We start from the raw sequence: 17,322 nt of genomic DNA on the forward strand, positions 1-17,322 counted from the left end.
GAACCGGAGATATTCACCATCCCGGTCAGTCAACGCTGGTAGTTCTTGAAAAGTCGGAGAATAAATATCTCCGGTCAGTTTATAAGCTATGAACCTGATGGTTTTGTACCTGTGCGAATAGACTCTTAGAGGTGATACGTTAATCTGCCGGATGCCCGGTGCCGGGTTGTCGAACCGAAGCATTTGGCCTTATTGGTACTCTTACTGGTTAGGTACTTAATATATTAATCCGGTTTGAGGTAATATTTCTTTTTGTATTGAAAAACGCTTGAAATGGAAATCTGCTTTTTGCTTCTCTCCCAGAAGGAAGGCGGAAGTGGCTGTAATCGAGTGTAAAAAGGCCAACCAGGAAGCAATATCTATATTGTATCGTTTGAATGCGGTAATCATGGCTTCCCGCTTCTCTTCATACATAACAGTTAGATCGGCAGTTGCCAGAAGTGCAAGAAAAGCTCTTTTCATTGGTTCATTTTTTTCAATCTCCTGTGTCATTATCCCATCCCAGAACAGGTCTCGCTCGTTATCACTGTTATCATTGAGGGTCTCATAAGCCCATAAATAATAGTGAACCAAGGCTGACTTTGTGCGATGTTTCTTCAAAAGAGCATTGCTTATAGCCTCATAATTTGGGTGAGATTCCAGCTGGGGCAGGTTATAAACGAATTCATCAAAACCGGTTTCAGGATGTGGTGTTTCCTGAAGTGCTTCAAACAATTTTGTATAGTCATAACGGCTTAACTCATAGCTTGCAATATTCTCTGAGAATTGATCACTATCAGAGGCTGTTGCCTCGGATGCTGTATTCAGAACCTCTGGTTTATCCAATACAAAAGCCTTGACAAGACTTAAATACTTTTTAATATTTTCTGGCCTGTTGCTATTTTCGATTTCATTGTCCAGGAAAATACCATAATCTTTCAGTCTTTCATGAATGGTTACCTGCCTTGTTTCCTCCAGTGGTTTCATAAGTATTCCTTCAATACTGTCTGGGTCACTTATCATGGGAAATAACGCTTTTTCAGCTTCAGACTCACCATTGCTGAACAGAAACTGGAGGTGATGATTTACAGGGGTAACCAGAAGATGTCTTATGATCATTGCCGGCCAGCCAGCCTGTGGGATATGCAGAAGATTAAAGCGTTTGTCAGTAAATATTCTGATGGCTGTTTCAGCGGCAAAACGTACACCAAATATAGAGCTTGATAACAAGCCAGGCAAAACTTCCGTAACAATCTTATCCGCTTCAATAAAGATTTTTTCCTCCGGTCTTTTGGTCGATGCATATTCAGTAACAGGCTTGTTGATCGAGTCAGTTTGCCAGGCTTCGGATGTCTCGTCCTGATAATGCTGGTAGTGGTTTATTAGTCGCATAAGTACCAGTGATTCCAGATAACCAGCATATTGAAAGCCAATTTTACGTGACTTGAAGAAATGATCATAAGCAATGCGCAGGACTCTTTTGTGGCCGTTTAGTATTACCCGCTGGTGATCAGAACTTATTTCCGCCTCCAGAAGTGTCAAGCCAGCCAGGCAATGAAGCCAGCTTAAAATATCTACTGATTCAGGGTCATTTTTATCTTTATATTGGTTTATCCGTTGTGACAATTTCTGATAGCCAACTCTGCTGCTTTGCTCAATAGCAAAAATAAAAGCTCTTTCGTCCCCACTTTTGAACTCTTTAATCAAAGTAGTGTCAAAAATAGCATAGTCGACGTTCTTTGGTGTAAAATAAGTATCACCCGTTTGGAATGGCTTATACCATATATGGTTTTCAAGCCATTTACGTGTTTTTTTCCAATCTTCTGAATCATTCTGCAGTTGTTTTACCTGTTCTGCATTGCCACCGAACTGCCTGATCGTGTACTCGTGAATCAGCAAATAAATATTGTACCATTGTAGCTTATTCTCGGCAGCCAGTTCAGGGAATAAGCTAATTAATTTTTTTAGAAGTTGTATGTCATGGCCAAAATGATTAGCGGTTAAGTTGACTTGGGTATCGAGGGGAAGGGCTTCAAGATGAGGAAAAACGGGCTCTACTTCTTCAGGTGAACCGATCAGATGAAAAGCAAGTTTAATGATGTCTGCAATTGCCCGCTTCTCTGGATTAATATCTTCAGCGAGTTGCGCCTTTTTTTTGGTGAGGAATGCGGATCCCAATGAGGTTGCGTAAAGAATGCCTGGCACAGTAAGACGCAAGATAACTGAGGATAAATCCAGGCTATTAAAGTGAAGCAAGTCTATTCGATCAGTGGCAAAGTGCAGCACCAATTTTAATATTGCTTCCTTTTTCGCTTCCTCTTGCATTACTTTTTCTGCTTCCACTGCTTTCTCCGATGCCACTTCCAGTCTCAATATTGCCGCTGTTGACAGTTCCGATTGAGCTGCCACTGATGCTGCCGCTTTAGAACCATCTCCTACCTCTATTTCCATTCGCATTTCCACTTCTGCTATAGCCTCCGATGCCTCTTTTGCTGCTGCTTTCGCTACCACAAATGCCAACGCTGCTTCATTGATTTTGATTGTATCTGCACGCTTCTGTGCTTCCTCATGCGCTTTCATTGCCGCCGATTCCATTTGCGCTGCTTCCGTTGCCGCTAAACATGCCGCTACCGCCAGCATTTGTTCGTGCTGTCCTTTTGGCAGCTGTTGGATATTCAGAAACATCTCGCTTATTCGCTTCAAGGCAAGATCAACTGCGTCATCAGTGCTTTTTAGCGGAAGCTGATCCAAAAACTCTCTGATTATAAGTATGGAAGGTGTTATCCTGCCCGGAATCTTGCTTTGCGGGTTTTTCAGGTTAATATCTGCAGCAAGGGCCAGTCTCAGTTCGAAAGGCTTTGGAATCAGCAGTAGCCACTTGAGTAAGATTCCGGCCAGAGCTGCTGAATCTGATTCCATTTCTAATAAAATCTCAATAGACTGTGACACCCCGGAGAATGCAGAGATACAGGCTTGTAATTTAACGTCAGGCTCTCCTTTAATAGCATAATCGAAAAACAGCATGAGCATCCTTGCATAAGGGAAGTAGAAATGTTGAGAGTGTATAATAGTTTCCTTTATGTTTTTGGCGTTGAGCCTGACTTCCGGGCTAAAGGACAATTCAATGGTTCTGTTATCACCTGACACTTTTGCCCTCATCAGTGCGAGTGCCTTTAGAAAATAGTAATATCCTATTCCCAGCTCGTTTGTTGGATTTTTGTTTTTTAGTAAAGACCTTCTGAATGCAGAGATCTGCTTTTCTACCTGTTGCAAAAAATTTTCCGGGTTTTCCTGAATAAATCTGACTTCCTGAATAATATTTATATCCAGCTGTAATAAATACTGGATGTGAGCGTGTTCATTGAATTGGTCTTTTGATATTCTGATGCCTGGCTTTGGTCCTTTTGACGGTCTGGCTGAGTTTTTTGTTTTTCCAGAATTTGTGCCTGATCCAGAAGTTACTTGCTTCGAAATGACTGGTGGAGTGGAGGAGATCGAAACCGGAACTTCTCTGGTTTGAACAAAGCTCCTTGAAAACAGAAAAGATCGGGCAAGAATCCAGTCGTTAATTAAATAGGGCCTGAATTTATCAGTCGCTTTATGGCCTATTTTGTCATGATACTCCTCAAATACTTCCCTTTCATTCTTCCTGTCTTTGCTCAACGAAGCTTTGAGATAGTCCTCCCAAAAACTCATTTTCCAAAAAGCTATGAATTTGGGTTGATTACTTCTGAACGATTGTCCGGTACGCTCAGCGCCCGTGAATACTTTCAGGTCAGTCATCGCCAGCACCTGCGGGAAACTCGTTATATCAATGAACTGAGTTTTTTTCCTGGAGGCTCCCTGGATCTGCAGGGTGTTGAGGGTGCAGGCCCAAAGCTCACTATGTATCTGACCTGCCGCTGGTTCTTTTTTTCTTTCCAGAATCAGTTTCAGTGAAGCGATGGTTTGTTGCAGTTCCCGGGTTCCGGGGCGGACAGCTTTCAGGGCTTTTAATGTAGAGGGGGTATCCGGTTCTCTCAGGGCATTGAGTATGGCCTTCACTTCTCTGCCTCTGCCTGAGAGGTCTGACGCTTTGGCGAAACCCTGCTCAATCTTTAACAGGGCGGTAACATCTGTATCCTGATAGAGCTGTTCCAGAAATCCACCATTCAACAAGCCTTCAATCTTTACCTGGTTCAAGCTTGTCTCTCTGGAAGTCATACTACGTAACAATCGGTTTACAGGTTCTATCTGGGGCCAGCCCGCCGGATGGTGGCTGTGCAATTGCATTGCGATTAATAATTGATAGGCAAGTGGTATACCGGCAATAGCTGCCGGTAACAATAGCTCGAAGGCATGTTCATAGATCTGAAGTGCTTCTGATTTTCCAGAGGGTAATTTTTTGTTCAAAATGAACAACGCCTGAACCAGCTGGGCATAGGGAAAGTGGTCCTCATAAGCTGCCTGTTTTAACTCTATGTGCTGCTCTCTACTCAGGGTATTAGTCAGATTGATGGTGATGAAAGGTTGATATCCGGATGTATCAGCAGAGGCCCCGGTACAGGCCAGTATTTTCAAGATTTTTGCTTTTCCCTCCTGCAGTTGATTTTGCAGTGTATCCAGTTCTGTATTGGTGGCAGGTTTTTCTGCTGTGGCTTTGTTTTCATCAGAGGCTTCCCTTTCTTCAGTGGGACCACAATGTCGTGTCTTTATTGCCTTGTTTAGCTCTCCCGAAAAGTTATATTCCATCTCCTTAAGCCAGTTTGATATTTCTACGGACCAGGACAGTGCCGTTTCTAAGTCGATCAGATTCGAGATTGGCTTTTGGGCGACGGTTTCCTTCTTTCTTTTGTTTGAGCGTTCAGTAGTATCAGGGGCTGTTGTCTTGCTGTTATGAACTACTGTAGCGCTTTGATTATCAGGGCTGGCTTCTACTTTGATATCGCCCTCGTCTGTCGCAGTTGCAATGTTGCCTGCTTTTGGCTGAACCGTTTTTTTCAGCTTTTGTCTCTGTTTCTTTTTCTTCCTACGGGAATTTAAAGTCGGATCATGAGTTATCGATTCTGTACCTTTGACATTAGCAGTACTGGCAATTGCAGCATGTGCGGCAATAGTTGTCTGTCCCGGTACATTGTCTTTCAGAGGCTCATTGACAGCGGGAGTTGTTGTTTTGGTTTTGGCAGCAACTAAAGGATGTTGATTATTCGCATCATTCTCTGCCTTATTCTCTAACTCAATAGTGCTTTTCTGTTCATTTTCGGGTTCAGGCTTGATATACGGATGCAGAAATTCCGGTAACCCGGATGACTCTGAAGAGCTGCTGAATACCGACTTTTGAATCATTGTCTGTACCTGTTGCTCAGTGTCACTTGATAGCAATATTTTTAATGCATTTTGAGCATTTTTCATCCGTCGCTTTGAATCAATACCCGGGTAGGTTTGATCGAGTTGGGTATCCTGCAACAGTTTTTCAACCATTGTGGGCAGGTTTGGCATAGCCAGTCTGGAGCCTGTGGCAAAAGGTTCTACATGTATGAAATCGAAATACCCTTCAGGACCGGCAGAAATATCGATTGATAAGATTCGCCATTTTTTCGCCTCGTAACTGGCGAACCCGATGGTGTTTTCTTCGTTCGTATCGGGAAAGCAATTGATCTTTAAGGTGTGCAGTAGCCCTTGGCGCTGCAAGATCTTTGGGCTGTCTAAAACCGTACCGTAAATGTTGTTGCGTCTAACGGTAGTGCCAGGCAGGACACCTCTTAGCTTTGCCTCCATAGAAGCCGAAATGTTTTCCAGGCTTGTGGTATCTTTGACTGCCAGGTCAATATCATTGGTAACAGGTACCTTGCCCAGTTCAGTGGGTTTAACCGATGACCTGAGGTGTTGCCACCTGGCTAAACCACCGTAAACGAGAGCACCTTCAGTATCGGATATAATTTTTTCGGCTTCTGTATAGGTTTTTCTAAAAACAGGTGCGAGCACTATCAGTGCAGGAATTACATAGCGGATATCCTGTTTTTTTACTAAAAATGCACCCTCGGAATAATCTTTTAAATGAGTATCCAAAGACTGTATTTTGTCGTTTATTGCTGATGTGGAGAGATCCGGCGCTATAAAGGAAATATATTTGCTGGCAGAGTCTTCCCAGAAAAAAATCACTGCTCCAAGCACGTTTTTACTAATGTAAAACATTCCATCGGGGTTCTCTGTATCCTCGAAGGGGTAGCAAACAAGGCCTAATTTATTGTAAAACCTGAACTGGTTATTTTCGTGTCCTCCCCGCATGAATTCAGCAGGTGAAGTAAATGCCCGTTTTAGTGCTTCGCTGGCAAATTTTATGGATGGTTTTTCAAGACTTTCCCGGCATAATAAGACATCTTTCTGCCATTGTGGAAACAGATCCCATAAAGCCTTTTCAACCCAATTGGCTGCCAGCCAGTCACTTTCCTCAGTATTTAAGCGGGAGTTGGTCAGGAAGTGAGTGAACCATAGTTTGTTGTCACTGTGAGAAGACAGTTTTACAGCGTGATTGTTGTGAAACAGGAAGATATAGCGATCTTCAAGCCTTTCCAGAAGCCGACGAGGAGCATGATCGTGGTTTTTATCATGGTCATAGCAGCGATATTCCTGACCATCATGAACGATGACTTGTATCGAATTTTGCAAAGCTTTTGATGCCAGCATCATGTGTTGTTGGTCTTTTGGGTCAAAACCCCGGAGCATCTGGTTATATAATGTTTCACTTCCACAATCGGGTGGTTGGCACAGACGGAGCAGGGTTTCAAATTTTTCCCTGGATGTGACACCAAGCTGTTCTGAAAGAAAGTCTGATCTTTGAGTCACTCTTTCAGGCCGAAGACCGGAGCACCTGTATAAATACAATAGACGTTTAAGCAGGGAGGCTGAGTACACTGCGTCTGCTGGTGTGACCGGATGGTTGCCGTCCGGTGGTGGCGGCTCATTATCGTTATTTTTCCTGGCGTCCGATTTAGCACTTCGTTGACTTCTGTTGCCGCCTTGTTGCGCTTTTTGGTCAGAGCAAAAAGCTGGGCAGGCTTGGGCTACAGGCGGCTCACTACTCCCTTGAATACCAGAAACAGTCATTATGCCCGAAGCAAACTCTGTTGAAGGGAGTGATGCATCTGATTGATGAGGGGGGGCAAGGGTAAGAAAACGGTCGAACGCGTTGCTTGTTTCGGGCACCAAAGCCAATGGGTTTCCGTTTGTTTGATGGCTAAAAAAAGGTGATACACGACCGGAAAAGTATGAGTGGACAGGGTGGCCCGGAAACTCACGGTTTAAATAGGTCAACACATTGTTCAGTAACTCAGGCCGCCGTTTAACAAACTGGTAAAGTGAACCAGGGTCGCTCAGAATCTGCTCCCTTACCAGGGCACTGAGGCTTTTCGGGATGGGTGATGTGAACCCTGAGAGAATTCCCCGCCACTGATAGAGATTAAAGGGCGTATTGGTCACCGTGCTCATAAGCAGGGCAGCCAGGTTGAGATGCTCACTTTCTACCAGGGTGCCAACCTCTGGTCCATCCCAACCGGCGTAATGATCCTCGACATTATAAGGGGCATCAGCGAACCGCATCAGCAGCACCGGGTCACCTGCTCCCCAGAAATGGTATTTCCGATGTCTGTCGTTGCGGGCGATGAACAAAGAAGATCTCGACCAGGCCGGGTAGGTATCATTGCCGGGCGATACCTTTTCCAGTGCCCAGAGGTTAAAGTACTTCCCGGTCATGAGTGCCGGGCCGGGGTTTATTGCAGTCTCGGGAATGCCAGGTTGATAAACCCAGTTTTGATCTGACCACTGATAAAGCCAGTGCTTATTTTGGCAAGCGTGTATTTTTTCTTTGTCAGCTGGCTTGCTTTTATTGGGTTCTCCAAACAACTTATCGTGGGAAGAGAGGCAATCAATAGCCTGATTGACCCGCTTGATATAACTACTGTCCAAAGCGGTTTGCCCGTCAGCGCTGATACTGTCTTTTCTAGCCAGTTCGGGCAATAGCCAGGGTTTTGCGTGATTCAGCGGGAAATCAATAAGAACGCTCTGACACTTTTTATGCTCTGTAAGCGGATTGGTCTGGCAGATAATGGCCTGCAGGCGATTCTGCTGACTTTCTCGCCAGGGACGCAGGAAAAGGGTACTGGTATGGGTGTCGTTTAGTAGTTTCCAAAGCGACAGCCAGGCAGACAGAGAATCACCCTCAACGGCCTGAGTCTCTGACGATGATGTCGAGGGTGAGGCCGTAATCTGCCAGACAGGATGATTTTCGATACAAGTGGTTTGTATTGACAGTTGGCCTTTCAGCAAAGAGTGATCGATCATCACCGGATGAGGGTTGCAATCGGGGGCATCACCAAAAGCCCGGGACAGTGAGGGAAATCCGCGACTGAAAGAAGGGTAGGGTACGGTTGAAGGAGGAAGCAGCTTTGCTAACAGAAACCCGGGCAGATGACTCAACCATTGATTCTGGAAAAAAAGGGACAGCTTTTTGGGGCTGCCAACGTCGTGTATTACGTGATAATGGTTACCCAGCTTGAGGTGGAAATTATTGGCTTTAAATCCGGCGTAGAGACCCAAAAAGCGGATTTCTGGTGCCTTGTGCCCGGGTTCATTCTGGTGGCCGGAGGTATGACCTGATTGTACGTTCATTTCAATTATGAATAGCAGGGCAATTAAGAGAAGTTTTAACAGTCTTCTGTGACAAACAAGCATAGAATTGCCGTAGATCCCATTTGATAATTATTAATTTGTCAATCAAAGTTGACCTGTTAAATAACAGTTTTTATTTTTACCGACTGTATTGTTTTGATATCCATGGAGTCTGAGAAAAAATAGCAGTGGGTTCAGGATGTAGCAAGATTGGCTCTGTATGTAGTTTGGGTGTTGGTTTTGAACCGGTGATATTCACCATCCCGATCAGGAATAAATCGATTGATGTCAGAACGGCTAGTGAATGCCGGTAGTCATAGAAAAGCCGGAGGAGGATATTTTTTCTTTAACAGTTTGTAATCTATTAACCTGATGGCTTGATAAAATTATTTTTTTCAGGGCTGCGTGTTTTTCTAATGTTTACAAGTTTTGGAGATACATGGATTACCTTCTCAATATTCAAGTTCGTAAGGTCAAGGAAGTCATTATGATGGGTATCCTGAATAATGAGTCCCTGCGGAACGTTAAAACCAAGTTAATGACGGCATCAACGACATCAAAACCAGCTAACTTGATTTTTCCAGCCAGTCATCGGCTTTGATTGGCACTGGCTACATCTGAATAAGTACCACTTATTACTGGCATAAATTGGTTTCAAGTCAGGACTGATAAGAACAGTTTTCATTGTCTGGTTCATTACTTTTTGTGGTTCTCTATTTGAATAAAGAAAACTAATCAGCTCGATAGATGGGAAGTTCTTTTTGATCTGCTTAACAAAATTTTCAATGCAATTAGTAGCAGACGAAATGCAGGTATTGCGAAAAATAATGGCTAACTTGTCTGATCTCTAATGATCTCAGCTAAGGTTTCAAGGGCCATTGGTCCTGTCTTTTTATTGTGAGCTGCGATACATGTTTTTGGAATATCAGAATTAACATCAGAGTCAAAAGTAACCAAAGGGATGTCCACTGAGTCTGCTTTTTCCAGAATGGGGTTAACGCATTGATGACACTTTTCAATTTAGGCAACAGTCAGTCGTTTAGCCTTGCAAAAATCCTGATGAAAATACCAAACGTTTCTTGAAACAACACCTTCGGGTGATGATCAATAATCGTAAACTCATGTACTGTGTCGGTTATCTTGTTTAGCAGACCAGCCGATAGTCCGGATTCTCAAAATCTGAGTCGGTGTACGTTTGTGTACTGTTCGCGGCTGATATTGCCGGGGTGCTACCCTCTTATACCCTGATTTCTCAAGGGAAAAAGATCTTGAGCCGCCTCTTGGTATTTTTGTATGCGCATTCAAACTATTTGAATGGATTTTCTGTTTTATTGATAATGATCTTGATGTATAATCCTCTGGATTCTTTCCATCCACTCAATACACTCGGATCGGTAACAGGTAATGCTGAGAATCGCCCAAGAAGCCCTCACTTTCGATGACGTCCTGCTTCTGCCCGGATATTCAGAAGTTCTCCCCAAAGATGTTTCTCTGACCACAAAACTGACTCGCGAAATCGAGCTGAAAATCCCCCTGATCTCGGCAGCCATGGATACCGTGACTGAAGCTCGTCTGGCCATTGCCATGGCTCAGGAGGGTGGGATTGGCATCATTCACAAGAATATGACTGTTGCTCAACAGGCTAATGAAGTTCGCAAGGTTAAAAAGCATGAAAGTGGTGTGGTCAAGGACCCTATTACGATTGACTCGGCAGCGTCGGTCAGAGATCTTCTTGAACTGACCGGTCGTCATAAGATATCCGGAGTTCCTGTCCTGGATGGCAGTGATCTGGTCGGTATTGTCACCAGCCGTGACGTTCGTTTTGTCTCCAATCTGGACAAGATTGTGGCTGATATCATGACCCCTAAAGAGAGACTGGTCACTGTGAAGGAAGGGACTGACCAGGAGGCCGTTCGCAAGCTGCTTCATAAACATCGTATCGAGAAAGTGCTGGTGGTTAATGAGGCGTTTAATCTGGTCGGTATGATGACCGTAAAAGATATCAAGAAAGCCCAGGACTACCCTAACGCCAGTAAAGATTCCCATGGTCAGCTGAGAGTGGGTGCGGCAGTTGGTACCGGACCTGAAACCCCGGAGCGAGTCGCTGCTCTGGTCGATGCTGGTGTTGACGTTGTGATCGTTGATACCGCTCACGGTCACTCCAAAGGGGTTATCGAGAGGGTTCGCTGGGTTAAGGAAACCTATCCACAGGTTCAGGTTGTTGGCGGTAATATTGCTACCGGTGCAGCAGCCAGGGCCCTGGCTGATGCAGGTGCCGATGGTGTGAAAGTGGGTATCGGTCCCGGCTCAATCTGTACTACTCGCATCGTGACCGGTATCGGTGTACCGCAGATTTCTGCGGTAGCCAACGTTGTGGCAGCCTTGGAAGGAACGGGTATTCCGGTGATTGCCGACGGCGGGATTCGCTTCTCCGGTGATCTGGCTAAAGCCATCGTAGCGGGTGCCAGTGCGGTCATGCTGGGAAGTATGCTGGCAGGTACCGAGGAAGCTCCCGGCGAAGTTGAACTGTATCAGGGCAGAAGTTACAAAGCCTATCGTGGCATGGGTTCCCTGGGTGCCATGGCTCAGGCTTCCGGCTCCAGTGATCGTTACTTCCAGAGTGCGGAAGCCGGTGCCGAGAAGCTGGTCCCTGAAGGTATTGAAGGTCGTGTACCCTACAAAGGGCCGCTGAATGCCATTGTCCATCAGATGGTAGGCGGTCTGCGTGCTGCCATGGGATACACCGGCTCGGCAGATATGAAGACCATGCGCACGGTGCCTGAGTTCGTTCGGGTGACCAATGCGGGTATGAAAGAGTCTCATGTCCATGATGTAACCATTACCAAAGAAGCACCCAATTACCGGGTGGGTTAATTTGATCATCCCTTGAACTGTTGGCTCTATCATCCGCAGTTTAACGAATGTCGTATCAGTAACAGGCCTTCATCCACCTCGAAGACCGCTTGTTGCTTGTCGTAGCAGTTATCTAATTTTGAGAAGACACATGTTAGAGGATATCCACGCCGAACGAATTCTGATTCTGGATTTTGGTTCCCAGTACACACAGCTGATCGCCCGTCGTGTACGTGAGATAGGCGTTTATTGTGAGCTGCATCCCTATGATATGGATGAGCAGGCTATTGTCGAGTTTGCCCCCAGGGCGGTGATTCTTTCCGGTGGGCCTGAATCTGTGACCGGTGATGCTTCGCCTCGCGCGCCGAAGACTGTTTTTGATCTGGGGGTTCCTGTGTTGGGTATCTGCTATGGCATGCAGACTATGGCAGGGCAGATGGGTGGCAAGGTATCGACCTCAAATCTGCGTGAATTCGGTTATGCCAAAGTGAATCTGGAAAACAAGGTCAGACTGTTCGATGGCATTGAAGACCATGTGAATGAGCAGGGTCGTCTGAGTCTGGATGTCTGGATGAGTCACGGCGACAAGGTTTCCCAGTTGCCTGAAGGCTTTGTGGTCGCGGCTTCTACCGATTCCTGTCCTTTTGCAGCCATAGCCTGTGAAGAGAAGCAATACTACGGTGTCCAGTTTCACCCCGAAGTGACTCACACCAAACAGGGCGGTCGCATCCTGGAACGTTTTGTCATTGATATTGCCGGCTGCCAAAAGCTTTGGACTCCGGGACAAATTATTGAGGATGCCATTGCCCGCGTTCGGGAACAGGTGGGTGATAAAACCGTACTGCTGGGTCTTTCTGGCGGTGTGGATTCCAGTGTCGTGGCAGCGCTGTTGCACAAGGCTATCGGTGATCAGCTGGTTTGTGTCTTTGTCGATAATGGTCTGCTGCGTCTGAATGAAGGTGATCAGGTGATGGCCATGTTCGCTGAGAACATGGGGGTACGTGTTATTCGCGCTGATGCTGAAGAGCTTTTTCTGGACAAGCTAAGAGGTGTTCAGGACCCTGAGGCCAAGCGAAAAATTATCGGTAACACCTTTATTGAAGTCTTTGATCAGCAGGCTGCGGCTCTGGATAATGTCCAGTTCCTGGCTCAGGGCACTATCTATCCTGATGTAATCGAATCGGCAGGCGCCAAGTCTGGCAAGGCCCATGTCATCAAGTCACACCACAATGTGGGTGGTTTACCTGAAGATATGGCGATGGAGCTGGTTGAGCCTCTGCGTGAACTGTTCAAGGATGAGGTGCGCAAGATTGGTCTTGAGCTTGGACTGCCCTATGACATGGTTTATCGTCACCCATTCCCCGGCCCGGGTCTGGGCGTAAGGGTACTGGCAGAGGTCAGGAAAGAGTACTGCGATATTCTCCGTGAGGCAGATGCCATTTTTATTGAAGAACTGCATAAAGCCGACTGGTATCACAAGACCAGTCAGGCCTTTGCTGTCTTCCTGCCGGTTAAATCCGTAGGTGTGGTTGGTGACGGTCGCCGTTACGAGTATGTGGTGGCTTTACGCGCGGTAGAAACCATCGACTTTATGACGGCTCGTTGGGCCCACCTGCCTTATGAACTGTTGGAGAAGGTTTCCAGCCGGATCATCAACGAGATAGAGCATGTTTCCCGGGTGACTTACGACGTATCCAGCAAGCCACCTGCGACGATTGAGTGGGAATAGCATCGGATTGACCGGTTAAGTGAAATGGAGCGGCTTGTCGAAGGATGAGCCGTTTTTTTTGAGTTGTTCTCACGCTCCACAGGGGGCCGAAAAACTCTGGTTTTCACACTAAGTGTGTTATGCGAAACTGAGTCGGCAAGTAAGCTGTTACATGGCCAAATCAAACATTTGGCTCGTTCCCACGCTCCAGAGGGTGTCGCAAAACCCTCTCCAGCGAGGGAACGAGTTGACTCCGTTCATTCCTGACTTCATTCTCGTCATTCCCGCGAAGGCGGGAATCCACACTGACTCACCACCAGAACCATACTGCCTGGTTCCCCCCTGGCCTTGTCATCCCCGAGAAGGCAGAGATCCACCGTTGGCGCTGGATTCCCGCCTTCGCGGGAATGACGACTTCAGAGCGTGAGAACGAGCTGTTGAAGTTTTGCGACACCCTCTCCAGTGGGTGTCGCAAAGCTCTAACAACTCGTTCCCACGCTCTGAGAGGGTGTCGCAAAACTCTGGTTCCCGCCTTCACCCCCGTCATTCCCAACTTCATTCTCGTCATTCCCGATTTCATTCTCGTCATTCCCGATTTCATTCTCGTCATTCCCGATTTCATTCTCGTCATTCCCGCGAAGGCGGGAATCCACACTGACTCACCACCAGAACCGTACTGCCCGGTGCTCCCCTGGCCTTGTCATCCCCGAGAAGGCGGAGATCCACCGTTGGCGCTGGATTCCCGCCTTCGCGGGAATGACGACTTCAGAGCGTGAGAAAGAGCTGTTGAAATTTTGCGACACCCTCTCCAGCGTGGGAATGCATACCTGACTGACAAATCACTCGGAATTAAACACGGGTAGAAGTCGATAGAAATTCACGCAGCCAGACCAAAGTTGATTACATTCATAAAAAACCGGTGAAAAGAGGTTATGTCGATAGCGCTGAGTATCGGCATTACTCTAGCGCATGAAATTACCATGGCGATGGTGAGGGTGTTGGAGTTGGATTTGTTATGGTGAGTTCAGGTATACATTCCCACGCTGGAGCATGGGAACGAGTCATACCTCCCTTGAAAAAAGGCTCTAGAACTTGATATAACGTATGGGTTTCTGACACAGGGGCATGGGAACCAGAGATTTGTTACACCCACTCCAGAGAGGGAGCGAGTTGTACTAGCCAACCACAATCAACATCACAGTGAACATCAAGAAAAATGATAAGAATTGCAGAAACTAAAGACAGTTCTGATATCGCAGCACTTTCAATACAGATTTGGCTCGATACCTACGCAAAACGAGGGGTTAGAAAATCCATTTCTCAGTACGTATTGAGTGAGTTCACAGAGCAAAATATTGAGATCAAGCTCAGCTCTGAAAATGAAGTCTACTTTATAGCCATCGAAGATGATCATTTGGTAGGATATCTCTCTTTGAACGTTTCTGCTAGATGCCCTGTTACAGGTAGCAAAAAACCTGAACTTGACAGGTTGTATATTCAGGAGAGCTTCACTGGAAAGGGTTTGGGCTCCAAGCTTCTGCAAGAAGCCTTAACATTTTGCAGCTCGGCTGGGCTCGAACAATTGTGGCTAACTGTATTTCATGAAAATACACGAGCACTGAAGTTTTATGAGAAACACGGGTTCAAAGAAATTGGCTTGACCTATTTTGAGCTTGAGAACGAAAAACATAAAAATTATGTTCTAAGCACATCAATTGCTGTATAGGTGGAATGCCTGACAGGCTAAATAACCGGAAAATATTTTTTGTAGAGAGCAAAAACTTCATTAGCTAAATCTCACAATTGTCAATCATCCAGCGATGTGCATAATTACCGCCCATCAGCAGGAGTGACGTGACAGGATGCTGTCGCTACACTTCTGCCTGTGATCCTCTTAATAAACACCATAAGCCGGGTTCGTTTCAGGTTACAGAGCCTGTAAGAGAGCGGTTATGAGTGAAAGGGTGTTTCTCTGCAAATGGCAGAGGAATTTCCCACAATAATCAGCCTTGATCTCTGGAATCCATGGATCAAGACTAAAAGTAGAGGCGCACCGTTTATCAGTAATCCGTAGCAGGGTGACTCCGTATGTCCTGGATTGACCAGGACAGAGAGCCGGATGAAAGGAAAAGGTGCCGAAGCAGAGTCGTCGTCAAACTCATCTGCTGGTGGTACATCGAAGAGGTGTATCACTGTCACAGTTTTTACTGTGGAGCGCTACTGGACAATCGTTTCTGAAGGACTTTGCCCTAAAGGCAGGTTGCTCAGCAACAGGCAGATACGGGATCTATCCGGTCGTATTCTGCTTCAATCCATTGCCCTCCTGATCCTGTCTCGTGAATTAAGCTTAAAGTCGGCAGTCATGAATATTCTGCCCTCCGGACGTGTTCACCCAAAAGATCAGTATTTATGGAATTACTCAGTTACAGCACATCATCCCTGTCATTAGTCGCTCCGGCAGTGGCTATTATCCTGGCGATTCTGACTCGTCACGTCCTGTTTTCTCTTGGCGCAGGTATCCTTGCCGGTACGCTGCTGCTGACTGACTTCAGCGCCGGCAGAACGTTTTCTTACCTGCTTAACAGTTTTGCCGGGATATTTTGGGATAATGGTCTCAATACAGGCACTGTCTTTATTCTGTTCTTTCTGGTGATACTTGGCATCATTACCACTCTGATAGATGTTTCTGGTGGCGCCAGAGCCTTTGGTGACTGGGCTCGTCAGAGAGTAAAATCCCGGCAGGGATCACAACTGGTGACTGTGCTGCTGGGTATCATTATCTTTATTGATGATTACTTCAATGCACTGGCCGTTGGCAATATTGGTCGTCCCATGACAGATCGTCAGGGTGTCTCCAGAGCCAAGCTGGCTTACCTGATTGACTCAACGGCGGCACCGGTCTGTGTCATTACACCTGTCTCCAGCTGGGGTGCCTACATCATTGCCCTGATTGGCACTATTCTGGTGGCCCATGAAGTGACCGATGTCACTGCTATTGGTGCTTTTGTCAGTATGGTGCCGATGAATCTCTACGCTGTCTTTGCTCTGGCACTGGTGTTTTGTACTGCGGCCATGGATTTAAACATTGGTCCCATGCGGACCCATGAGCGCCGTGCCCGAGCCGGTGAACTGTATGACAGCCGAAAAGGGACACCTCCGGGATCTTCTGAGGCCATCAGTAGCAGTGAAAAAGGAACGGTTGCCGATCTTGTGATTCCTGTTCTCTCTCTGGTGATCGCGACGACCGCTTTCCTGATTGCTACGGGCGCTTCTGCGCTTCAGGAAGCCGGTACGCCATTCTCTATTCTGGGCGCTTTTGAAAACACCAATGTGGTCAATTCGCTTATCTATGGTGGTCTTGCTGGCCTTCTGGTCACGGCGATCAGAATGCTCAGCCATAATCTGGATGCCTCCACCTGGGGTAAGGCGATTGTGGAAGGTACGCGCTCCATGCTGCCTGCCATTTACATTCTGGTGCTGGCCTGGGTGCTGGTGGATATCATCAGCTCTCTGGAAACCGGCAAGTACCTGGCTCACCTGGTCAGCAGCTCGAAGATTGATACTGGCTATTTACCTCTGATCCTGTTTGTGGTTTCCGGCGCTATGGCTTTCTCAACCGGCACCAGCTGGGGCACTTTCGGCATCATGTTGCCCATAGCGGGAGATATGGCTGCAGCAGCAGATATTGCCATGATTCTGCCAATGTTGGCCGCTGTTCTGGCCGGTGCGGTGTTTGGCGATCACTGCTCACCGATTTCCGATACCACGATTCTGTCGTCTACAGGGGCCTCCTGTCACCACATTGATCATGTGATGACTCAGCTTCCTTATGCCCTCAGTATTGCTGTTGTGGCTATGCTGGGCTATCTGGTGATGGGGCTGACGGATTCTTCAATCATGGGCTTTCTTGCTTCCGGAGCCGGTTTTATTTTGCTTGTGCTTGTCTTTCGCAAGATGTCCCCCGGGCAGATGGCCAAATCTGAAGATCACCTGGTGGCAGAATAAGCCCAGACGGTATTTACAAGTTATAATCCCGGGAGATTTTTTCCGCTACCTGCCGAAACAGTATTTCATAGTAAACTGTAATTAATACCCCATCAGAAGGCATGGATGCCTTCACCCGGAGCAGGGAAGCT

7 protein-coding genes and 1 riboswitch are annotated in these 17,322 nt (G+C 46.6%); of the genes, 6 read left to right on the forward strand and 1 reads right to left on the reverse strand.

What is annotated here, in order from left to right; genetic code table 11:
- Nucleotides 1–216 precede the first annotated feature (216 nt).
- Nucleotides 217–8,625 (reverse strand): hypothetical protein, encoded by an 8,409-nt coding sequence (locus ACOJUN_RS18695; RefSeq protein ID WP_422133413.1) that lies wholly within the window; start codon nucleotides 8,623–8,625, stop codon nucleotides 217–219.
- Nucleotides 8,626–10,029: 1,404 nt separating this feature from the next.
- On the opposite strand from ACOJUN_RS18695, the gene guaB reads away from it, so the two are divergent.
- The 6 genes from guaB (at nucleotide 10,030) to ACOJUN_RS18725 (ending at nucleotide 17,191) form a co-directional block, all read left to right on the forward strand.
- The gene (gene guaB / locus ACOJUN_RS18700) at nucleotides 10,030–11,499 is read left to right on the forward strand and encodes an IMP dehydrogenase (RefSeq protein ID WP_422133414.1); all 1,470 of its coding nucleotides are present in this window, start codon (nucleotides 10,030–10,032) and stop codon (nucleotides 11,497–11,499) included.
- A gap of 130 nt (nucleotides 11,500–11,629) precedes the next feature.
- Nucleotides 11,630–13,207 carry a glutamine-hydrolyzing GMP synthase gene (guaA, locus tag ACOJUN_RS18705; protein ID WP_422133415.1) on the forward strand — a complete coding sequence of 526 codons (1,578 nt, stop codon included), beginning with the start codon at nucleotides 11,630–11,632 and terminating at the stop codon, nucleotides 13,205–13,207.
- Between the two features lie 226 nt (nucleotides 13,208–13,433).
- On the forward strand, nucleotides 13,434–13,613 hold the full coding sequence (locus tag ACOJUN_RS18710; protein WP_422133416.1) for a hypothetical protein: 180 nt from the start codon (nucleotides 13,434–13,436) through the stop codon (nucleotides 13,611–13,613).
- On the forward strand, nucleotides 13,594–13,962 hold the full coding sequence (locus tag ACOJUN_RS18715; protein ID WP_422133417.1) for a hypothetical protein: 369 nt from the start codon (nucleotides 13,594–13,596) through the stop codon (nucleotides 13,960–13,962). The genes ACOJUN_RS18710 and ACOJUN_RS18715 overlap by 20 nt, the downstream gene beginning before the upstream one ends.
- Before the next feature lie 440 nt (nucleotides 13,963–14,402).
- On the forward strand, nucleotides 14,403–14,912 hold the full coding sequence (locus ACOJUN_RS18720) for a GNAT family N-acetyltransferase (protein ID WP_422133418.1): 510 nt from the start codon (nucleotides 14,403–14,405) through the stop codon (nucleotides 14,910–14,912).
- A 309-nt stretch (nucleotides 14,913–15,221) separates the two neighbouring features.
- A riboswitch (Lysine riboswitch) is annotated at nucleotides 15,222–15,414 on the forward strand.
- A 181-nt stretch (nucleotides 15,415–15,595) separates the two neighbouring features.
- A complete protein-coding gene (locus ACOJUN_RS18725; protein WP_422133419.1) occupies nucleotides 15,596–17,191 on the forward strand; it encodes a Na+/H+ antiporter NhaC family protein in 1,596 nt (531 codons plus the stop codon).
- Nucleotides 17,192–17,322 lie beyond the last annotated feature (131 nt).

The organism is Endozoicomonas sp. ALD040 (assembly GCF_049275945.1).
Classification (GTDB): domain Bacteria; phylum Pseudomonadota; class Gammaproteobacteria; order Pseudomonadales; family Endozoicomonadaceae; genus Endozoicomonas_A.